The following is an 18,487-nucleotide window of genomic DNA, read 5'->3' on the forward strand; positions in this document are numbered from 1 at the left end:
ACGCTCGGATGACCGAGTCGAGCCCAAACTGGACAATGGTTCGCTACGCAGCATTCATCAATTTCGGGCGGAAAGCAGACCTTCGCTACTCTCGCGAAATAGCCATTCGCATTCTTGGTTAGCGGCCATTCGACAGCGGTTGCATGAATTGACCTATTGGTCCGCTTGAGCACGCCAACAGAGAAAACACCAGACGGTGTCGGCCTGGCGATCTCATCAGGATGTTTGATTGCCGATTTCGCGGCTTTACAACCCGCTTCGCGATTACGGTACAACTCTGTCGCGGCCTGACCAAGAGACTTCAGTGTTTTCGATTAGTGAGTGGCAACCTATTATGGTGTTGTTAAATATGTAAAATCCCTTTGGGCGCAGGGATCCCAACTGCGCTGTGAATATTTATGCTTTCTAAATATACAAATTCTCCTCTCAATCTTCACCGCTATGTTAGCGTTATCGCTTTGAGATTGACGCTTGTTCTCACCGGTTAGCCGGCACCCAGCACAATTTGCGAAGCATTTCGCGTTGTCGGCCCAATTGGCCCGGCAGCCAAGGAACATACACTGGAGGAAATATGTCCCTGATGCAGACCATTACCCGTAGAGCCGCCTTGCTTTCTGTCGCCGCTGTCGCACTGACTGCCGGGACAGCGTATGCAGGCGATGTCAAAATTGGCTTTCTGCTGAAAACCATGCAGGAAGAGCGCTACAAACGTGACCGCGCCGCGTTTACTGCGAAAGCAGAGGAACTGGGCGCCGAAGTTATCTTTGATTCAGCGAACAATGACGAGCTGACTCAGCTGGCTAAGTTTGAAAACATGCTTGCCAAGGGCGCAGACGTCATCGTGTTGCAGCCTGTGAACACCGGTACCGCCGGAAGCATGGTCAGCATGGCAAACAGCGAAGGTGTGCGCGTCGTCGGATATGACTCGATGCTCGTGGACGGGCCGCTGGATGCGATGGTGATGCAAGACAGCTGGGCCGTGGGCCGCCTGCAAGGCGAAGCCATGGTCGAATGGCTGCAGGACAAGAACGGAGAGGTGTCCGGCAAGATCGCCTTGATTCAAGGTCAACCCGGCGACTCCAACGCGATTGCCATGAGCAGCGGTGTGTTGGAGATTGTCGAAGCGAACCCGGGGTTGGAACTGGTGACCAATCAGGCGCATGAAGGTTGGTCATCCGAGAAGGCAATGGCGACTGCGGAAAACACGCTTACTTCAAACAGCAACGGCATCGACGCATTTATCGCCAACAACAGCGGCATGGCCCGTGGTGTTATCGCGGCATTGGAAGCACAGGGGCTGGCTTCATCAGACAAAGTGTTTGTAGCCGGATCTGATGCCGACCTGGCCAACATCCAATACGTCGCGCAAGGCAAGCAAGCCGTTGAAATCTGGAAACAGATCGATCCCTTGGCTGAAACCGCGGCAGAAGTTGCAGTGGCTTTGGCTAAAGCGCCGGAAACCGCGCCCGCTGATCTGGTCGAGGTGGACAAGGTTATCAATAACGGCTTCGCCGACGTGCCGACAATCGTGACCCCAATCACGCTTGTGACGCAGGACAACATCGATGACACGATCATCGCTGGCGGATTCTACTCCAAGGAAGAAGTCTACGGGAACTGATCCTCGGGACTGTTTCCTGAAGGAGGGCGTTTCGCCATTTGGCTTCCTATGCGTGTACTCCCCGCGCGCGGCTTCATGGTGCCCTCCTTCCTTAAACCCCTTGCGGCAAAACTGCCGGTCAGGGTGGGGAATGTCCGAAACACCTTTCTGAATGTGATGGGAAAAAGCATGTCTGAAGTCGTCCTGAAAATGCAGGGTATCATCAAGGATTTTCCCGGAGTTCGCGCCCTGAACAATGTCAATTTCGAAGCCCGCTCGGGCGAACTATTGGCGTTGATGGGAGAAAACGGGGCGGGCAAATCCACGTTGATGAAAGTGCTCAGCGGCGTGTGGCCATATCCAACCTACGAAGGCGATATCTATTTGCGCGGCGAAAAAGTCCGGTTCGCGAATACAAAAGAGGCCGAGGCGGCCGGCATTGGCATCATCTATCAGGAACTTAACCTGATCCCCGGATTGTCGGTTGCGGAAAACATCTTTCTGGATCGCCAGTTCACCGACGCCAAGGGCAGGATCAACTGGAACCAAACCTTTGCTGAAACACAAAAGCTGCTGACTGAACTGGGTATCAACGACATTCGCCCGACAGATCTGGTGCAAAATATCACTGTGGGCAAACAGCAGATGGTTGAGATTGCCAAAGCCCTGTCGCTCAAGGCTGAGATACTGGTGCTGGACGAACCGACGTCAGCGCTGACGGATAAAGAGGTCAAGGATCTCTTCCGTATCATCCGCAAGTTGAAAGCCGACGGTGTCTGCATGTGCTACATCTCGCACAAGATGGAAGAGATCGAGCAGATCGCTGACCGGATCGCGGTTCTGCGCGATGGTCAGACCATCGGTGAAGTCACGCCTATCGCGGATATCACCCTTGATCAGATCATCGCCCGAATGGTCGGGCGCGACATCAAGGATATGTTCCCCAAGGTCGAATTCACACCGGGTGAAGTGACTTTGGAGGTCGACAATCTGTCCGTGACAAACCCCGACCTTCCCGGCAGCTATCTGGTCAAAAACGCCAGTTTCGTTGCGCGCAAGGGCGAGATTCTAGGCATTTCCGGACTTATGGGCGCGGGTCGAACCGAGTTGGTCGGTGGCGTATTCGGTGCCTATCCGGACCAGACCACCGGTGAGGTGAAGCTGAACGGGCAAAAGCTGGATATCAAATCTCCAAAAGATGCAATCGATGCCGGTATCGCGCTGTTGACCGAAGACCGAAAGGCGCTGGGGTTGTTTCTGGACAAATCCATTTCCTTCAACACGACGATTTCTTCGCTTGAGACAATCAGCTCAAAGGTTCTGGGCATTATCAACACCCAGCAGGAACGAAAGATCGTCAAGGAATATGTCGATCAGCTTGGGGTCAAAACACCGTCGATCGACACGGTGATCGGTACGCTCAGCGGCGGCAACCAGCAGAAGGTCATTCTGGGTAAGTGGCTGAACTCACGCCCAGATGTGTTCATTCTGGATGAACCTACGCGCGGGATCGATATCGGCGCCAAGGTCGAGATTTACAAGCTGCTGAACGAACTGGTCCAGCAGGGTGTCACCGTCATCATGATTTCTTCCGAACTGCCCGAGGTTTTGGGCATGTGCGATCGGATTCTGGTGATGTGCGAAGGCGAGATCGTGTCGAACTTTGAGCGGGACGACGCGAAGAAAGAAGCAATCATGGCGTATGCCACCGGCAGCGCATAAGGGAGGAAGCAAATGAGTGCTGACAGCAACGTTGCAGGTGTTGGCGTCAATGGCGCCAAGGAAAACCACCTGATAAACTTCATCAAGGATAACGCGACACTGATTGCGTTGATCGTGCTTGTCGTCGGGCTCAGCTTTGCCGACGACGCGTTTTTTACCGCGCGGAACCTAAGCAACCTGTCCCGTCAGGTTACCATCATCGGGATCATTGCAGTTGGCATGACCATGGTCATTCTGATTGCGGGTATTGACCTATCCGTTGGCTCTGTCGTCGGGTTATCAGCGGTCGTCTGTACGCTCATGATGCAATGGGGCGTGCCAACAATATTGGCGGTGCCTGCAACCCTTTTGATCGTCGGTGTCGGAATAGGTCTGTGGAACGGGTTCTGGATAGCCAAGTTCAACATACCACCATTCATCATAACCCTTGGAATGCTGACCATCGCACGTGGTCTGGCACTAACCCTGACCAACGGCAGTTCTGTCCCGGTAACGAGTAATGTGTTCCCATTGATTGGTGGGGCTTATATCCCGCCGATGATGTCCAGTGTCGTGCTGATCGTGTGTGCCGCGCTTGCTGTTTATTCGATCTTCCGGGATGTTCAGCAAAGCAAGGCGCATGGCGTCGAAGTGAATATGCAGGAACTGTTGGTCAACGGAGCCGTAATGATCGGCGGGTTTGCTTTGGCCTTCCACGTGTTCACCAGCTACAAAGGGATCCCCGTTCCTGTTGCGATCTTTGCAGTCATTGCGTTTGCCGGGATCTATACGCTGAACAGCACCCGCTTTGGTCGCCGCCTCTATGCGCTTGGCGGAAACGAGGATGCGGCTCGGCTGTCCGGCATCAACGTCGTCCGCACTAAGATGATTGTCTATACGGTCATTTCGGTCCTGTCGGCGCTGGCTGGTATCATCCTGGCCTCACGTCTGAACGGTGCCTCACCCAACCTTGGAACCATGTTCGAACTTGACGCGATCGCGGCCGTTGTTATCGGCGGCACCAGCTTGGCGGGTGGCTCGGGCAAGGTGAGCGGAACCATCATCGGGGCTCTGCTGATCGGCGTCCTGAACAACGGCATGAGCCTGCTTGGTGTGGTGACCTTCTATCAGTTGATCATCAAGGGCCTGATCATCATCCTCGCCGTCTGGTTCGATGTGATGCAGAAGAAATAATGTTGCTGGCCTGCCCCCGGTCACACGCACCGGGGGCAAAGCCAAAATCCCCGAAAACTTGAATGACAGTTGGGAGGTAAGCGATGGTCCAGTCCATTTTAGCAACCTTACGCACAGACGGCCTCAGAGCTTTGGGTTTGGCCGGCCTTCTATCCGCATCGCTGCCAATGATCGCGGCAGCGCAGGACAACGCTACAATCGGGTTCCTGCTCAAGACCATGCAGGAAGCCAGATACCAGACTGACAAATCCCTGTTCATTGCACGCGCGGAATCCCAAGGTGCAGATGTGATCTTTGATAGCAGCGGCAATGATCCATTGCGTCAGTTGCAGCAGGTTGAGGAAATGCTGGAATCGGGGGTGGACGTTCTGGTCCTGCAACCCGTCAACACCGCAACCGCTGGTGCCCTTGTTGATTTGGCCCACGATCAAGGCGTCAAAGTCGTCGGGTACGACTCGATGCTGCAGGACGGGCCGCTTGACGTCATGGTTATGCAGGACAGTTGGGCCGTCGGGCAGCTTCAGGCCGAAGCGATGGTGGACTGGCTGAATGATACCCGCGGTGAGGTCAAAGGCCGGGTCGCCCTGATCCGCGGTCAGCCTGGTGATGCCAATGCCGAAGCGCTCAGCAGCGGTGTGCTGAAAGTGATTGCCGATCATCCTGGGCTCGAGCTTGTTGCGGATCGCAGCCATGTAGACTGGTCTCCTGATATGGCCAGAGACACTGCCGAGAACCTACTGGTCGAATATGACAACGACATCGATGCGTTCATCGCCAACAACAGCGGGCTTGCCTTTGGGGTTCTGGCAGCATTGTCGGATGAGGATCTGGCATCGGCTGATCAGGTCTTTGTTGCCGGGTCAGATGCTGATCTGAAGAATGTCCAAATGGTCGCCAATGACATACAGGCGCTGGAAATCTGGAAGCAAATCAAACCTCTGGCCTATGAGGCGGCGGATATTGCCGTGAAAATAGCGCAGTCTCCGGATGCCGAAATCAGCGAATTGATCGGTGAGCATACGCTGATCGACAATGGTTTCGCGGAAATCCCGACGGTTATCACCCCTGTTTTTGCAGTGTCAAAAGATACGATCGACAGCACGGTGATCGATGGCGGGTTCTATACCAGCGAACAGATCTATCAGAACTGAAGCTGCTATAATCACGCATACGCCCGCCGGCAAAACAGCAAATAAAAGCAAGGGATCGAAATGTCTGACAAGATCAATGTCGCAGTCCTTGGCCCGATCCCAAGGGACAATATCACCAGCTATCAGGGTGAGAAATTCAATAAATTTGGCTGCGCGGTCTATACAGCGGTCTGTATGTCCTCGCTGGCCGGTCCGGGTTCGCGGATCAACGTTGTCAGCCATGTGCGCAGGTCGGACGTCGACAATATTCGCACCTTGCTGTCTGAGTTTCCGTATCTGGATGTCAGCCATGTCACAGGCGACGCCGATCAGGGCGCGGTGATCGATCTGGTTTACGTCGATCAGAACCATCGCAACGAAAAGCAGACGGGTTTCATGAACCCGATCCTGCCCGACGACATCGAAGACCTGATGGATTGCGAGGCTTTCGTTTTCGTTCCGATCACGGATTTCGAGGTTCCGTTGGAAACGATCCGATACATCAAGGCCAACAGCGATGGTCTGGTTGTATTTGATGCGCATGGTCCCACCAGCGGGTGTTCAGCACATGGCGAACGGTATCATAAATTCTGGATCGATAGAGATCGCTGGCTTCCGCATATCGACCTTCTGAAGATGAATTTGGAAGAGGCGCAATGCAGTTGGTTCAAGGGAGAATACGGTTCTGACGAGTTGCAGGAAATAAGCGAACTCACGATGGACCAGTTGCCCAAGTTCGCCCAGCACTGCCTGGATCTTGGCGTCAAGGCGCTCTACGTCACGCTGGATCAACACGGCTGCGCCGTCTACCACAAGGATGCAACCGGCCGGATGCGGGAACATCTGGTCAAGCGAGTGCTTGTCGAGGATGTGGTCGATACCACGGGCTGCGGTGACAGCTTTGCTGGTGGTTTGGCTTTTGGCTACCTCAAGACTGGCGATTTCGTCACAGCCTGCCAGTTCGGAAACTGTGCAGGAGCACAGCGCTGCTCGAGCAGCGAGCTGGATGTCTACGGATCACTGGAAGAAACCGAACGTCAGATTGCCGAAACCTACGGCGATTGAATTATCCGAAATATCACCCGAATGGAGCCCTGACATGCAGACAATGCTGAGCAGTAGCGACTGGCTGATCGAAGAAACCCAATTCAATCTGGATGAAGCGAACTTCAAGGAGACCATTTTTACGGTCGGCAACGGCTATCAGGGCACACGTGGGTCGCTGGAAGAGGGTCACAAAGGAGAGCTGTCTGGCACCTATCTGGCTGGTGTTTACGATCACCATGACTCGACGGTGATCGATCAGGTCAATGTGCCGACCTGGCTGCCGCTTCGGGTTCGTGTCGAAGGTGAAATTCTGGATGTCCAAACGTGTAAAGTGGTCGAACACAAGCGCGTGTTGGATCTGCAGACCGGATTTCTCCACCGAGATACGGTTTTTGAAGATAGCAAAGGCCGTCGCACTCGAATCACCAGCATCCGCTTTGCCAGTTTTGCCGATCAGCACATCTGTGGCATTCGCCTGATCGTCACTCTGGAAAACCACTCGTCCGAGATCACTGTCGAAAGCGCCCTTGATGCCCATCGATACAATCTGGATCGATTGCCAGCTTATCAAGGAAACCCGGATTTCCATCCCGAGGTAAAATGGGAAAAATGGGCCAAAAGCCGACACCTGAAGGTCACTCAGTCACATGCAAGCAGCGATGCGTCCTATATCGAAGCTCTGACTCTGGACACTGGCATTTCGATTGGCATGTCGTCTGCCTTGGATTGGCCTTCCTTTAGCGAGTTCAAAGGCGCAAACCTTGATTATGAGCAGGTTTCGCAAACCATTTCTGTCGAGGCGCTCAACGGGCAAAGTCTGACTTTCGAAAAGCTGGTGTCGATTTATACATCGCGAGATCTGAACGGCGCGGAATTGGCAGCCAAATGCGAAGCGTCTCTGGAGACCGCGCATGCCAAAGGGTTCTCCGCATGTCTAAGCGAAAGTGCCGCAGCATGGCGCAAAAAATGGGATTCCTGTGATTGTGTGGTGACGGGTGATCCTGAAGCAACGCGGGCGATGCGCTTCAACATCTATCACTTGCTTATAGCAGCCAACGAAAACGACCCGCGCGCGAACATCGGCGCCAAATCCATGTCTGGGGAAGGCTACAAAGGTCACGTTTTCTGGGATACCGAGATCTTCCTGCTGCCATTCTATATATTCACGCAGCCGGAGACGGCCAAAGCCCTTCTGAAATACCGTTACAATACGTTGAACGGCGCACTTGAGAATGCCCGCATGAATGGGCTTAAGGGCGCGCAGTACGCGTGGGAATCCGCTGATACCGGGGTGGAGACAACGCCAAAATGGACAGCGGACGGCGCGAACCGGATCTGGACCGGAGAAGAAGAGATTCACGTCACCGCATGTGTGGCATATGGCATCCTCAGTTATGTTGCGGCGACCGGAGACAAAGATTTCCTTCGCGATTTCGGGGCCGAGGTTTTGTATCAGACCAGCCGGTTCTGGATCAGTCGACTGGAATGGAACAAAGACATGGACCGGTACGAGCTGACAAACGTTATTGGGCCGGACGAGTTTCACGAGCATGTCGACAACAACACGTTCACCAACCGAATGGCGAAATGGCATCTGGAGCAATCCGCACGTGTTTTCAAAGAGTTCAGCGAGGCCTCGTCAGCGGTTCATGACGAATTGCGGATTCGGTTAGATTTAACAGAAAAGGAAGTGGATAATTGGCTGGAAACGGCCGAAAAAATCTATGTTCCCTTTGACCCGTCCCGCAATCTGATTGAGCAATTTGAAGGATATTTCCAGCTCAAGGACATTCCCATCACCGAATGGGACAAAAACCGTATGCCGGTCTACCCGGAGGGGCATGATCACTTTTCACTGAATGGCTCGATGCTACTCAAGCAACCTGACGTGATCATGTTGAACTATCTCTTGCCCGACGAGTTTTCAGACGAAATCAAAAAGGCGAACTATGCGTTTTATGAGAAACGCACGATGCACAAATCATCGCTCAGCCCGGCCATTCATTCGATCATGGGGATTGAAGTCGGCGACATTTCCTCGGCCCATCACTATTTCGAACGTTCTGCCTTTGTTGATCTGGTCAACAATCAGGGAAACACACAGGACGGGATGCATATCGCATCGGCCGGTGGCACCTGGCAGTCGCTTGTTTGTGGGTTTGGCGGGTTCCGGGTCAAGCACGGCAAGATGACGTTCAAACCCTGGCTGCCCGAGGCATGGTCCGGCATCCGGTTTAATCTGAAGTGGCAGGGGAATGACGTCGAAGTTCTGATTTCTCATGACGAGTGTCGGTTTAAGCTGATTGCTCCGTCCGGCACGAAAGAGGATATCGAGGTGATGGGCCATCCTGTTACTTTGATTGCCGGAGAGGAAGCGGTCTTAGCACCGCAGCCTGCGTGACAACCAAGATTTTTCTCGCAGGAATGGTCAAGGTGTGCCGAGGTGCTATCGTCAGTCTGCAAGAGCCTCAGCAACGCGCGTGTGCAGTTGTTCCGCTGCCGCGTGATCGATGAGCAATTCGTTAACAAGCCCCCGGGTGATCAGTTCGAATACCGTATCGCCTCGTTCCTTCTGAATCGCGACGACCACAACACCACTTTGATCAGGATCGTCAAATGCCCGATCTGCGATGGCTTTGACATGCTCTGTTTTGATCCCGGTCCACAGCCCGTTCAGCTCGTCAATCAGGTCCATCTTGGCCTGTGAAATTTCCGTTCTCGGGATCAAAATACCGCCAAGGTCCCCGACGACCAATTGCCGGAGATCGTCAGCCCTTAACCCGCCAGCCTGAACCAGCTCTTCAAAACTGCCCAGAACCGGAGTGCTTGAAGACCCGACGCTGGAAATCAACATATCCATTTTATCAATCAATGCGTCTGGACCCGAAAACACGCGGTGAAATCCCGGGGTGTCAGAGATGTACTGCCAAATGGAACGGCGCATGGTCTCATCGTAGTGACGGGGTATGTATGCCGGGAAACCAGTGAGCTGAGGGCTATCCTCCGGCTGATCGTTAAATAGCTCATCAAACGTTCCGGCAAGCCGGCTGGCAGAGTATCCATGCTGAGCCAGCGACATCAATTCTGCGCAAACCGCTGCAAACTCAGTCTTTTGCGACTTATCTATGGGCTGCCTTGAGGCTGCAATCCCTTCTGCCAGAGACTTGATTGTTCGACCCCACGCAACGCCGATGACGTTCGATTTCTCGATCAGTTCTATCAATCGCCCGGATGCGGTTCGTCCAAACCTGGTACGGCGCTGTGACAGCGCAGCCTCGGTGTTCCCCGGGCCGCTTTCAAACACCCCAAGCCGAGGCGGTCTAAGCTTGTTCCTGTTGCAATATCGCTTCAGATCAGAATTCAACCCTGAAGGAGCCAGCATTTCGTCCATCTGGGCAATCCACTCGTCTGAGAATTGTTCTTTGACGAAGCGTTGTTCGATGACCAAGTAGTTTTGGCGTTCAGCGTGTTTCAGTAACCGCGATACATGCGGTTGAGACAGGCCACCAAGAATTGCTCCTATCTCTACCTGCGACATGTTGTGCGTTGCGCGCATATAGGCAGCGCACTGGGCGCGTTCTTCAAATGGAAGTTTTTTAACGTCGATCATTTGTTCAATATTGTTCGTTAGCAGGATCCTGACAGCGTGAATAATTATGCCATATAAACATTCACATGCCAGCCGATTGAAGAAAAATCCTTACATGCTACGTGTTTCTTGCACAGGCTCGAACCAGGAGATTCAGCATGCCGATCAAAGGACTGATCTTTGACCTCGATGGTGTTTTGGTCGACACCGTACCGGCGCATTTTGCTGCTTGGAAACGCATGTTCGAAGAATACGGGTATGAGTTTGGAAGGGCGGAATACCGGCGACTTGTCGATGGGCGCCCTCGTTATGACGGCGCGCGCGCGGTCATGACCCGGCATTCGGAGAATGAAGTCAGAACCGCCGCAGACAAAAAAAATGACTATTATGTTGAAATGATCGAGCGAGGCGAATTTCGTGTCTTCGATGCTGCTGTGCACCTCGTAAGACAATGCCAGTCGGAGGGTTACGGGCTGGCGGCCGCTTCCAGCAGCGCCAATGTCCGAGCCGTTCTCGAAAAAGCTGGTTTGTTGGATGCCTTTCCGGTTGTTATCGGAGGCGACGATGTCGAAAATGGGAAACCCAACCCTGATATATTCCTCACCGCCGCCAGCGGGCTGGGGCTTAATGTGGATGAATGTATCGTGATCGAGGATTCCTCTTCCGGTGTCGAAGCGGCAAAGAATGGTGGTTTCTATTGCGTAGGTCTTCTTCATGAAGATCACGAGAGTGAACTAACGGCTGCGGATTGCGTCATTTCTTCGCTGGCCGAGGTTGACATTGAGCAGATAGACGAATCCAAGTCGGAATTGCCTGTCTAAATACTTTTTTGCGACATAGAACTGGATTTTTTAGGGACAGATAACAGACTTCACCTAAAATTCAGTATCGTGTGCTCAACCTCTCACAACTTCGTGTGCCCGAGTTTGACTATTGGCCGCTTCGGTCAAGCTCCGATGCGGCGCTTGACTCTGCTGGGAAGGCACGGTTGGGACCGTTTACGCGCGTGTGAGGCGTTGGGCTGAAGGTCCAGAAAATCCGCGAACTGTTCGCTCGACCGATACCCTATGTTGTACTGGTAGCGAACGGCAGGTTTGACGGGCTGCACCGCAGCATCGAAGGTGTCCGCTGGACGGCAGGAATGGGCCGTTCTCGCAGCTTTGCAAAGCGCGGTTTCTGAATTCAACTGCCGACAGTTGAAATCACAGCGAGTGGCAATACCTTGACCCTTTGAGGACAAGACGTGCCTGGTTTGGGCTCTTTGTCAAAATTGGAGTTTCGGGAACTACCAACCCAGATCCCTCACTCCGTAAAACGTGTATGCAAGCGGCAGGCTGTGGCGGCGAAGTCTGGGGAAAGGGATTGCTGCAGGGCGTTGTTGCATGAGCGAAGGCAAAGGTGATTTGTAGGGCTTGCCAGCCGCAATTCCTGCCAGCAGCCGCCCGGTATAGGTCGCCATTGCAACACCGCCGCCGTGATAGCCAAACCCGGTCCAGGCGCGCCGCCAGTTTCCGATCTGCCCGGCATAAGGAATAAGGCCTCTGGTGAGACAGACCAGACCGCTCCAGTGAAACTCAGTTTCCGCGCAGATCAGCGCCGGGAACAGGGCCTCGAATTCGTGGCGGATCTGACGCCGCATCCGCTGCATTGAGCCAGCTGTGATGTTGCTGGTGCCGCGCATTCCAAACAGCACACGGTCGTCCGGCAGCAGGCGAAAGTAGTGCAGCAGGTTACGGGTGTCGTAGGCGATGCGCCGGGTGGTCCACCCCTGGGTCTGTTTTTCCAGTTCGGTCAATGGCCGCGTGACGATGATATGTGACACCACCGGCAAGTAGCGCCCCCGCAGCCAGTCCGGAAGGTTGTCGCTGCTGTAGCCGTTGCTGGCAACGATGAGGCGATCAGCCTGAATCCGGCCGGTAGGCGTTTCGATGATGTAAGTGCCGCCCGGCTCTTCTTGCACCGAGAGCGCAGGGGTGCTGCCGTGGATCACGGCGCCGGCCTGCTGTGCCAGACGGGCCAGACCAGCAGCATATTTGCCTGGGTTCAAGCCGAAGCCCTGGGGCAGCAGAAAACCACCGTGGAAACCGTCGCCGTGCAAGCCTTCCTGCTGCATCTCCTGTGCTGACAGAACCGAGCATTCAACCCCGGCATAGCGGCGCAGACCTTCCGCCACCTCTGGTAATGCACGGGCGGCTGAGGCGTTGTGGGCCAGGCAGTATTCTCCGTCCACCTGGGCCTCTGCCTCAATGCCACCGCTGGAGGTGAGATCTCGGACCAGAGCAACGGCCTCTTTCTGGGCGCTATAGAAAGCGCGCAGGTCATTCTCGCCGAAGCGGCGGATGATCGCGCTATCTCCCAGTTTTGCGCCACCGAAGCCGCAGAAGCCGGCATTACGCCCCGATGCCCCCCATCCGGGCTGTGCGGCCTCGATTACAAGCGGCGCTTCGCCGTAATCGCGGGCGAGATGCAGTGCCGTGCTGAGACCAGTGTAGCCAGCACCGATAATGGCCACGCCCGCGCGCCGATCCCCGTCCAGCGCCGGAAAGGCAGGCGTGGCAGGCATCGTAGCCTCCCAATAGCTGCCAACCGGTGTCTGGGTGTCATAGGCGTGGGCGTCGTAGATGCGGTGGAGATTTGGCATGGCGTCGGTCCGTTCTGGCGGCGCCCCTTCAGGGCGCTGCGATCACCTTGGTTTCAAGATATTCGAGAATACCTTCACGGCCGCCCTCTCGCCCGACTCCCGACGTCTTGATCCCACCGAAGGGAGAGCCGGCGCCAAGGAATGCGCCGTTCACATTGACCATACCCGAGTGCAGGGCGCGTGCGACGCGGGCCGCGCGGTCACTGTCGCCGGTTTGCACATAGGCAGAAAGGCCGTAAGGCGTGTCATTGGCAATGGCGATAGCTTCCGCCTCGTTGTCGAAGGGGATCATTACCAGAACCGGGCCGAAAATTTCCTGCTGTGCGATGCGCATTGCATTGTTTACATCAGCAAAAATGGTGGGACGGGCATAGTAGCCAGTCTCAAATCCTTCAGGCTTGCCAGGTCCACCGGCCACCAGCTGCGCGCCTTCGGCAATACCGGCCTCTATCATCTCCTGCACGCGGGTATATTGCTGGGCGCTGGACAGCGGCCCCAAGTGATCACCAGGTTCAGCGGGGTTGCCGACGGTCATTTGCTCGCATTGCTCCTGCGCCAGTTCCACTGCGCGGTCATAGACGGAGCGCTCAACCAACATCCGGGTGGCGGCATCGCAACTCTGGCCGGTATTGATGAAACAGGCTTCGATACCCTCGGTGACCGCAGTTTCCAGATCGCAATCGGCAAAGATCAGGTTCGGGGATTTGCCACCCAGTTCCAGAGCCACCTTCTTAACCGTTTCCGCAGCGTCCCGAGTCACCGCTACACCGCCGCGGGTCGACCCGGTGAAGGACATCATGGCGACATCCGGGTGGCGTGACAGCGCAGCTCCAACCACCGGGCCTTCGCCGTGAACCAGGTTGAATACACCCGCAGGTACGCCGGCCTCGTGCAGCACTTCGGCATATAGGATCGCAGATAGCGGTGTCAGTTCCGACGGCTTCAGCACCATGGTGCAGCCCGCAGCCAGTGCAGGCCCGACTTTCAGCACGATCTGGTTGATTGGCCAGTTCCACGGGGTGATTAGCCCGCAGACGCCTACAGGCATCCGCACCAGCGTGTCGCCATTGGTCAGCCTCTCTTCAAAATCAATTGTTTTCAGGTCTGCAATAATGGCTTCCAGATGGTCGATGCCCACCTGGGCCTGCATCTCGCGCGACATGTTGATCGGGGCGCCCATCTCCAGCGATATGGCCTGTGCGAAATCATCTACGCGGTCGATGTAGACGTCCAGCACCCTTTCGAGCAACGCAATACGCTTCTCACGGTTAGTGGCGGAAAAGCCTGGCAGCGCGGCCCTGGCTGCAGAAACTGCGGCATCGATGTCTGCATCATTGCCGAGTACGAGCGAACCAATTGGCTGTTCGGTAGCGGGATTGACAACGTCCACGGAACCGGTGCCATGGGGATCGGTCCAGCTACCGCCGATGTAAAACTGGGACAAGTTGTACTGCATTATTGTGTTTCCAATTTTGCCTGAGTGTATGTCACGCGGCGGCCATTGCTGCGCGGGTTTCCTGTTTCTGGCGACGTTCTTGTCGGCGGTTGATGAGCGACGCGGCGATGACACCGGTGGCGACGACGCCTATCAGCATGGTCGAAAGAGCATTGATCTCGGGCGAGACACCCAGCCGGACGGAGGAATAGAGCTTCATCGGCAAAGTGGTGGAGCCGGGTCCTGAGGTAAAGGTAGCGATCACCAGATCATCGAGTGACAGAGTGAATGACAATAGCCAGGCCGAGATCACCGCAGGTGCGATTACCGGCAGTGTCACCTGTCGGAAGGCGGAGAGCGGAGTGCAACCCAAGTCGAGGGCCGCATCCTCCAGCGACCTGTCAAAACTTGACAGCCGGGAGGTGACCACCACCGAGGCATAGCACATGGAAAAGGTCGCATGAGCGACGGTGATGGTCCAAAACCCACGGTCGAGACCAATGGCAACAAATAGCAACAGAAGCGACAGGCCGGTCACCACTTCGGGCATCACCAGAGGAGCAAAGATCATGCCGGAGAACAGCGTGCGCCCTGGAAAGCGACCCATGCGGACCATGACGATAGCGCTGAGGGTACCCAGAACCGTGGCAATAGTCGCCGAGACGAAGGCGATGCGGATAGTTATCCAGGCGGCCTCAAGGTAAGCCTCATTATTCAGTACGATACTGTACCATTTGGTGCTGAAGCCGCCCCAGACTGTGACGAGGCGCGAGTCGTTGAAGGAATAGACCACCACCAGCAGCAGCGGCAGGTAGAGGAAGGCAAAGCCTAAGGTCAGCGATGTCAGGTTGAACAAGTTGAAGCGGCGGATCATCCCAATTCCTCCTGATGTTTCTGCTGATGGCGTTGAAACAGAACGATCGGCACTATCAGGATGGTAAGCAGAACGATGGCCACGGCCGCCGCGACACCCCAATCGCGGTTGGAGAAGAACTCGAGCCACAGGGTCTTGCCGATCATCAGTGTGCCGGATCCGCCCAGAAGGTCAGGAATCACGAATTCGCCGATTGCGGGAATGAAGACCAGAAAACAACCTGCGATCACCCCCGGCAGCGATAGCGGGAAGGTGATCTGGCGAAAGGCTGCAAATGCACTGCAGCCGAGGTCTTCGGCCGCTTCCAGAAGACGGCCGTCGATCCGCTCCAGTGAGGCGTAAAGCGGCAGGATCATGAACGGCAGGTAGGAATAGACGATGCCGATATAGACCGCGATTTCGGTGTGGATGATGGCCAGCGGCTGATTGATAATGCCGAGTTTCATCAGGGTGAGGTTCAGGAATCCCTCGTTCTTGAGAATGCCGATCCAAGCATAGATGCGGATCAGGAAGCTGGTCCAGAAAGGCAGGATGACCAGTAGCAGGAGCGTCTTACGCCATTCCTGCGGAGCCTTGGCCATGGCATAGGCAACCGGGTAGCCGATCAGCAGGGCGAGGAGGGTTGCGATGGCGGCGACTTTGACGCTGTTGAGGTAGGCCTTGAGGTAGATGCCGTCCTCGGCCAGCCAGAGGAAATTCTCGAAATCAAGTTCCGCGAAGGATGCGCGCAGTCCAGCAAGCCCCTCATCCAGGCTGAAGGTGGGGGCATAGGGCGGGCTGGCGGTGACGGAATCCGACAGGGAAATCTTGATGACGATCAGGAAGGGCATCAGGAAAAAAAGCGTCAACCACAGGTAGGGCACGAGGATAAGCAGACGTCGGGATATGCTCATGATCCTGCCCTCACGCGTCGACCAGCACGCAGGCACCTGCGCGCCAACTGAGCCAGACCCTATCGTTCCAGTCGATCTCGCGCCGCGAGGTCAGTAACCGGTTGGCTTCCTGCGCACGGATCAGAAGGCCTCCTTCAAGCCGAACCAGAAAGGTTGAGGCGCTGCCGGTATAGGAAATTTCTTCGACCGTACCCTCGACCAAGTTCACGTTGTGCGCTGCTGCCGGTTGATCCTTGGTGAGGTGGATTTTCTCGGGGCGCAGCACCAAGATCTTGTGAGCACCGGGTGTCAGAACATCACCGGGCTGCGGGCGGATCACCAATTGGGTGCCACCGTCCCAGCGGGCCAGTGCCAGTTCGCCTTCCATACCCGCCAGTTCAATATCGATCAGGTTCACATTGCCGATGAAATCAGCGACATAGCTGGACGCAGGATGTTCATATATCCGCGCGGGCGTGTCGGTCTGCAAGAGCTTGCCTGCCTGCATGACAGCGATACGAGAGGAAACGGTCATCGCCTCTTCCTGATCATGGGTGACAATGATGAAGGTAAGGCCCAGTCGGTCCTGAACGTCCATCAGCTGAAACTGTGTTTCCTCGCGCAGCTTTTTGTCGAGCGCGCCGAGCGGCTCGTCCAACAGCAGCACTTTGGGTTTCTTGGCCAAAGAGCGCGCCAAGGCCACCCGTTGCATCTGTCCGCCAGACAATTGGTGTGGCTTGCGGTCCGCAAACCCTTCGAGCTGTACCAGCGCGAGCATCTCGTCCACACGATCCTGAATGTCGCGCTTCTTCCAGCGTTCCTGCTTGAGACCGAAGCCGATGTTCTTGGCCACTGACATATGTGGAAACAACGCATAGGACTGGAACATCATATTGATCGGTCGCCGGTTTGCCGGGATACCTGTAAGATCCTGCCCATCCAGCAGAATGCGGCCTGAGGTTGCCTCCTCGAAACCCGCCAGCAAACGCATCATCGTGGTCTTGCCGCAGCCAGAGGGGCCGAGGAGCGAGAAAAACTCGCGTTCCTGAATGTCCAGGTTCAGATCCGAGATTGCAGTGAAGCTACCAAAGGACTTGGTCACATTCTCGAAGCGGATCAATGGTGTCCGGAGCCGTTCCTGCGGACTGGCAGGTTCGGCGTGGGCGGCGGCATGGGCCGGATCAAAGAGGTTCATTGCTGCAGGTTCCTCTGTCGCTGGTCTCTGCCGCGGACCGGGCGGGTGCTGCGGCAGAGCTAAGGATGCGTGGCCCGAAAGCCGTGCGTCAGGTCACTCGCCGGTACGGACCTTTGACCATGTGCGGGTGTAAAGCCGTTCGGTCTTTCGGTCCTGCAGCACTGGGGTGGTCAGCACCTCCATCGTTTCCTCGGTTGGATAAACGGCCGGGTTGCCGGTCAATTCCGGATCGATCTCGGCCTGGGCGGTGAGGTTGGCGCTGCCATAGCGAATGAAGTTTGCGTTTTGCGCCGACACCGAAGGCTGCATCAAGTAGTTCAGAAAGGCATGGGCCTCATCCACGTTTTTGGCATCGGCCAGAATGGCGAGGCCGTCAAAGTCCAGGATCGTTCCTTCTTCTGGAATGATATATTCCAGAGTAACGCCATTGCCGGCCTCCTTGGCGCCGTCTGCGGCCCAGTAGGCATCACCGCTCCAGGTTAGGCCGAGACAAGCGTCGCCGTCAGACAGCGCACCGATCATGCCATCGGTCGATATTTGGGCGATATTGTCACGGATCGCGCCGATATGCGCTCCCGCAGCAGCGATCTGGTCTTTGTCACTGGTATTCGGGTCATAGCCCATGTCGATCAGCGCGGCACCAATCACGTCGATCGGGGAATCGGCGATCATTACACTGCAATCAGTCAGCTTGCCGGAAATCTCGGGATCAAACAGAAGATCCCAGGATTTGGGATGGTCTTCGCCCAGACGCTCGGCCAGCTTGTTGGTGTTATACGCAATGCCGAAGGTCCACCAGTTGTAGGGTACCAGGTACTCGTTGCCAGGATCGAAGGCTTCGATCAGTCCGGCGATTTTGGGCCAGACATGTTCCAGGTTCGGAATCTTGGATTTGTCGATCTTCTGTAAAACTCCAGCCGAGATTAGCCGGGCGGTGCCAGTGGAGGAGGGTACTATGATGTCATACCCGGAACTTCCCGCCAGCACTTTGGTTTCCAGCATCGCGTTGGAATCATAGGTGTCATAGGTGACGTCGATTCCGGTTTCCGCTTCAAAGGCTTCGATGATCGCAGGGTCGAGATAGTCGCTCCAGTTATAGATCACCAGTTCGCCCTCTGCTGCAGCGGCGATGCCCCAGATAGTGGCGGCTCCGGCCATAAGGCCGGTTGTCAGCTTGGTATTCATAGTTTCCTCCCGTGATGGCGTTAC

General features: G+C 55.5%; 14 protein-coding genes. 7 read left to right on the forward strand and 7 right to left on the reverse strand.

Annotated elements, in window-relative coordinates; all coding sequences use genetic code 11:
• Positions 1-571: 571 nt before the first annotated feature.
• From GOX63_RS17435 to GOX63_RS17460, 6 genes are all read left to right on the forward strand, one after another.
• Positions 572-1,621, forward strand: coding sequence for a sugar ABC transporter substrate-binding protein (locus GOX63_RS17435; RefSeq protein ID WP_217356211.1), 1,050 nt, complete (start codon positions 572-574; stop codon positions 1,619-1,621).
• 168 nt (positions 1,622-1,789) lie between these two features.
• The gene (locus GOX63_RS17440; protein ID WP_170546579.1) at positions 1,790-3,322 is read left to right on the forward strand and encodes a sugar ABC transporter ATP-binding protein; all 1,533 of its coding nucleotides are present in this window, start codon (positions 1,790-1,792) and stop codon (positions 3,320-3,322) included.
• Between the two features lie 12 nt (positions 3,323-3,334).
• Positions 3,335-4,495, forward strand: a complete 1,161-nt coding sequence (locus GOX63_RS17445; RefSeq protein WP_217356212.1) for a sugar ABC transporter permease — start codon at positions 3,335-3,337, stop codon at positions 4,493-4,495.
• 83 nt (positions 4,496-4,578) lie between these two features.
• Complete coding sequence (locus tag GOX63_RS17450; RefSeq protein WP_170546581.1) at positions 4,579-5,646, forward strand: substrate-binding domain-containing protein; 1,068 nt, start codon at positions 4,579-4,581, stop codon at positions 5,644-5,646.
• A gap of 60 nt (positions 5,647-5,706) precedes the next feature.
• A complete protein-coding gene (locus GOX63_RS17455; RefSeq protein WP_170546584.1) occupies positions 5,707-6,690 on the forward strand; it encodes a carbohydrate kinase family protein in 984 nt (327 codons plus the stop codon).
• A gap of 34 nt (positions 6,691-6,724) precedes the next feature.
• Positions 6,725-9,073: a glycoside hydrolase family 65 protein gene (locus GOX63_RS17460; RefSeq protein ID WP_170546587.1), complete on the forward strand. Its 2,349-nt coding sequence runs from the start codon at positions 6,725-6,727 to the stop codon at positions 9,071-9,073.
• A gap of 51 nt (positions 9,074-9,124) precedes the next feature.
• Here GOX63_RS17460 and GOX63_RS17465 read toward each other — a convergent pair whose 3' ends face one another.
• On the reverse strand, positions 9,125-10,282 hold the full coding sequence (locus tag GOX63_RS17465) for a sugar-binding domain-containing protein (protein ID WP_170451110.1): 1,158 nt from the start codon (positions 10,280-10,282) through the stop codon (positions 9,125-9,127).
• A gap of 137 nt (positions 10,283-10,419) precedes the next feature.
• Between GOX63_RS17465 and GOX63_RS17470 the strand changes: the two genes are divergently transcribed.
• On the forward strand, positions 10,420-11,082 hold the full coding sequence (locus GOX63_RS17470; protein WP_170546590.1) for an HAD family hydrolase: 663 nt from the start codon (positions 10,420-10,422) through the stop codon (positions 11,080-11,082).
• Between the two features lie 464 nt (positions 11,083-11,546).
• Here GOX63_RS17470 and GOX63_RS17475 read toward each other — a convergent pair whose 3' ends face one another.
• From GOX63_RS17475 to GOX63_RS17500, 6 genes are all read right to left on the reverse strand, one after another.
• Positions 11,547-12,902, reverse strand: a complete 1,356-nt coding sequence (locus tag GOX63_RS17475) for an NAD(P)/FAD-dependent oxidoreductase (RefSeq protein ID WP_170546593.1) — start codon at positions 12,900-12,902, stop codon at positions 11,547-11,549.
• Between the two features lie 28 nt (positions 12,903-12,930).
• Positions 12,931-14,358 carry an aldehyde dehydrogenase family protein gene (locus GOX63_RS17480; protein ID WP_170546596.1) on the reverse strand — a complete coding sequence of 476 codons (1,428 nt, stop codon included), beginning with the start codon at positions 14,356-14,358 and terminating at the stop codon, positions 12,931-12,933.
• Between the two features lie 31 nt (positions 14,359-14,389).
• Positions 14,390-15,211: an ABC transporter permease gene (locus GOX63_RS17485; RefSeq protein WP_170546597.1), complete on the reverse strand. Its 822-nt coding sequence runs from the start codon at positions 15,209-15,211 to the stop codon at positions 14,390-14,392.
• Positions 15,208-16,104 (reverse strand): ABC transporter permease subunit, encoded by an 897-nt coding sequence (locus tag GOX63_RS17490; RefSeq protein ID WP_170546600.1) that lies wholly within the window; start codon positions 16,102-16,104, stop codon positions 15,208-15,210. Before GOX63_RS17490 ends, GOX63_RS17485 begins: the two co-directional genes overlap by 4 nt.
• 10 nt (positions 16,105-16,114) lie before the next feature.
• Entirely contained in the window at positions 16,115-17,278 is a 1,164-nt protein-coding gene (locus tag GOX63_RS17495; protein WP_170546602.1) for an ABC transporter ATP-binding protein, read from the reverse strand.
• Positions 17,279-17,371: 93 nt separating this feature from the next.
• On the reverse strand, positions 17,372-18,463 hold the full coding sequence (locus GOX63_RS17500) for an extracellular solute-binding protein (RefSeq protein ID WP_170546605.1): 1,092 nt from the start codon (positions 18,461-18,463) through the stop codon (positions 17,372-17,374).
• Positions 18,464-18,487 lie beyond the last annotated feature (24 nt).

Origin of the sequence: Ruegeria arenilitoris (genome assembly GCF_013031355.1) — a bacterium.
Taxonomy (GTDB): domain Bacteria; phylum Pseudomonadota; class Alphaproteobacteria; order Rhodobacterales; family Rhodobacteraceae; genus Ruegeria; species Ruegeria arenilitoris_C.

Excerpts from the sequence above, each read along its gene's own strand:
- GOX63_RS17475 (WP_170546593.1), bottom strand. The coding sequence starts at position 12,902 with ATGCCAAATCTCCACCGCATCTACGACGCCCACGCCTATGACACCCAG.
- GOX63_RS17500 (WP_170546605.1), bottom strand. The coding sequence starts at position 18,463 with ATGAATACCAAGCTGACAACCGGCCTTATGGCCGGAGCCGCCACTATC.
- GOX63_RS17470 (WP_170546590.1), top strand. The coding sequence starts at position 10,420 with ATGCCGATCAAAGGACTGATCTTTGACCTCGATGGTGTTTTGGTCGAC.
- GOX63_RS17460 (WP_170546587.1), top strand. The coding sequence starts at position 6,725 with ATGCAGACAATGCTGAGCAGTAGCGACTGGCTGATCGAAGAAACCCAA.
- GOX63_RS17485 (WP_170546597.1), bottom strand. The coding sequence starts at position 15,211 with ATGATCCGCCGCTTCAACTTGTTCAACCTGACATCGCTGACCTTAGGC.
- GOX63_RS17435 (WP_217356211.1), top strand. The coding sequence starts at position 572 with ATGTCCCTGATGCAGACCATTACCCGTAGAGCCGCCTTGCTTTCTGTC.
- GOX63_RS17495 (WP_170546602.1), bottom strand. The coding sequence starts at position 17,278 with ATGAACCTCTTTGATCCGGCCCATGCCGCCGCCCACGCCGAACCTGCC.
- GOX63_RS17440 (WP_170546579.1), top strand. The coding sequence starts at position 1,790 with ATGTCTGAAGTCGTCCTGAAAATGCAGGGTATCATCAAGGATTTTCCC.
- GOX63_RS17455 (WP_170546584.1), top strand. The coding sequence starts at position 5,707 with ATGTCTGACAAGATCAATGTCGCAGTCCTTGGCCCGATCCCAAGGGAC.
- GOX63_RS17465 (WP_170451110.1), bottom strand. The coding sequence starts at position 10,282 with ATGATCGACGTTAAAAAACTTCCATTTGAAGAACGCGCCCAGTGCGCT.
- GOX63_RS17480 (WP_170546596.1), bottom strand. The coding sequence starts at position 14,358 with ATGCAGTACAACTTGTCCCAGTTTTACATCGGCGGTAGCTGGACCGAT.
- GOX63_RS17490 (WP_170546600.1), bottom strand. The coding sequence starts at position 16,104 with ATGAGCATATCCCGACGTCTGCTTATCCTCGTGCCCTACCTGTGGTTG.
- GOX63_RS17445 (WP_217356212.1), top strand. The coding sequence starts at position 3,335 with ATGAGTGCTGACAGCAACGTTGCAGGTGTTGGCGTCAATGGCGCCAAG.
- GOX63_RS17450 (WP_170546581.1), top strand. The coding sequence starts at position 4,579 with ATGGTCCAGTCCATTTTAGCAACCTTACGCACAGACGGCCTCAGAGCT.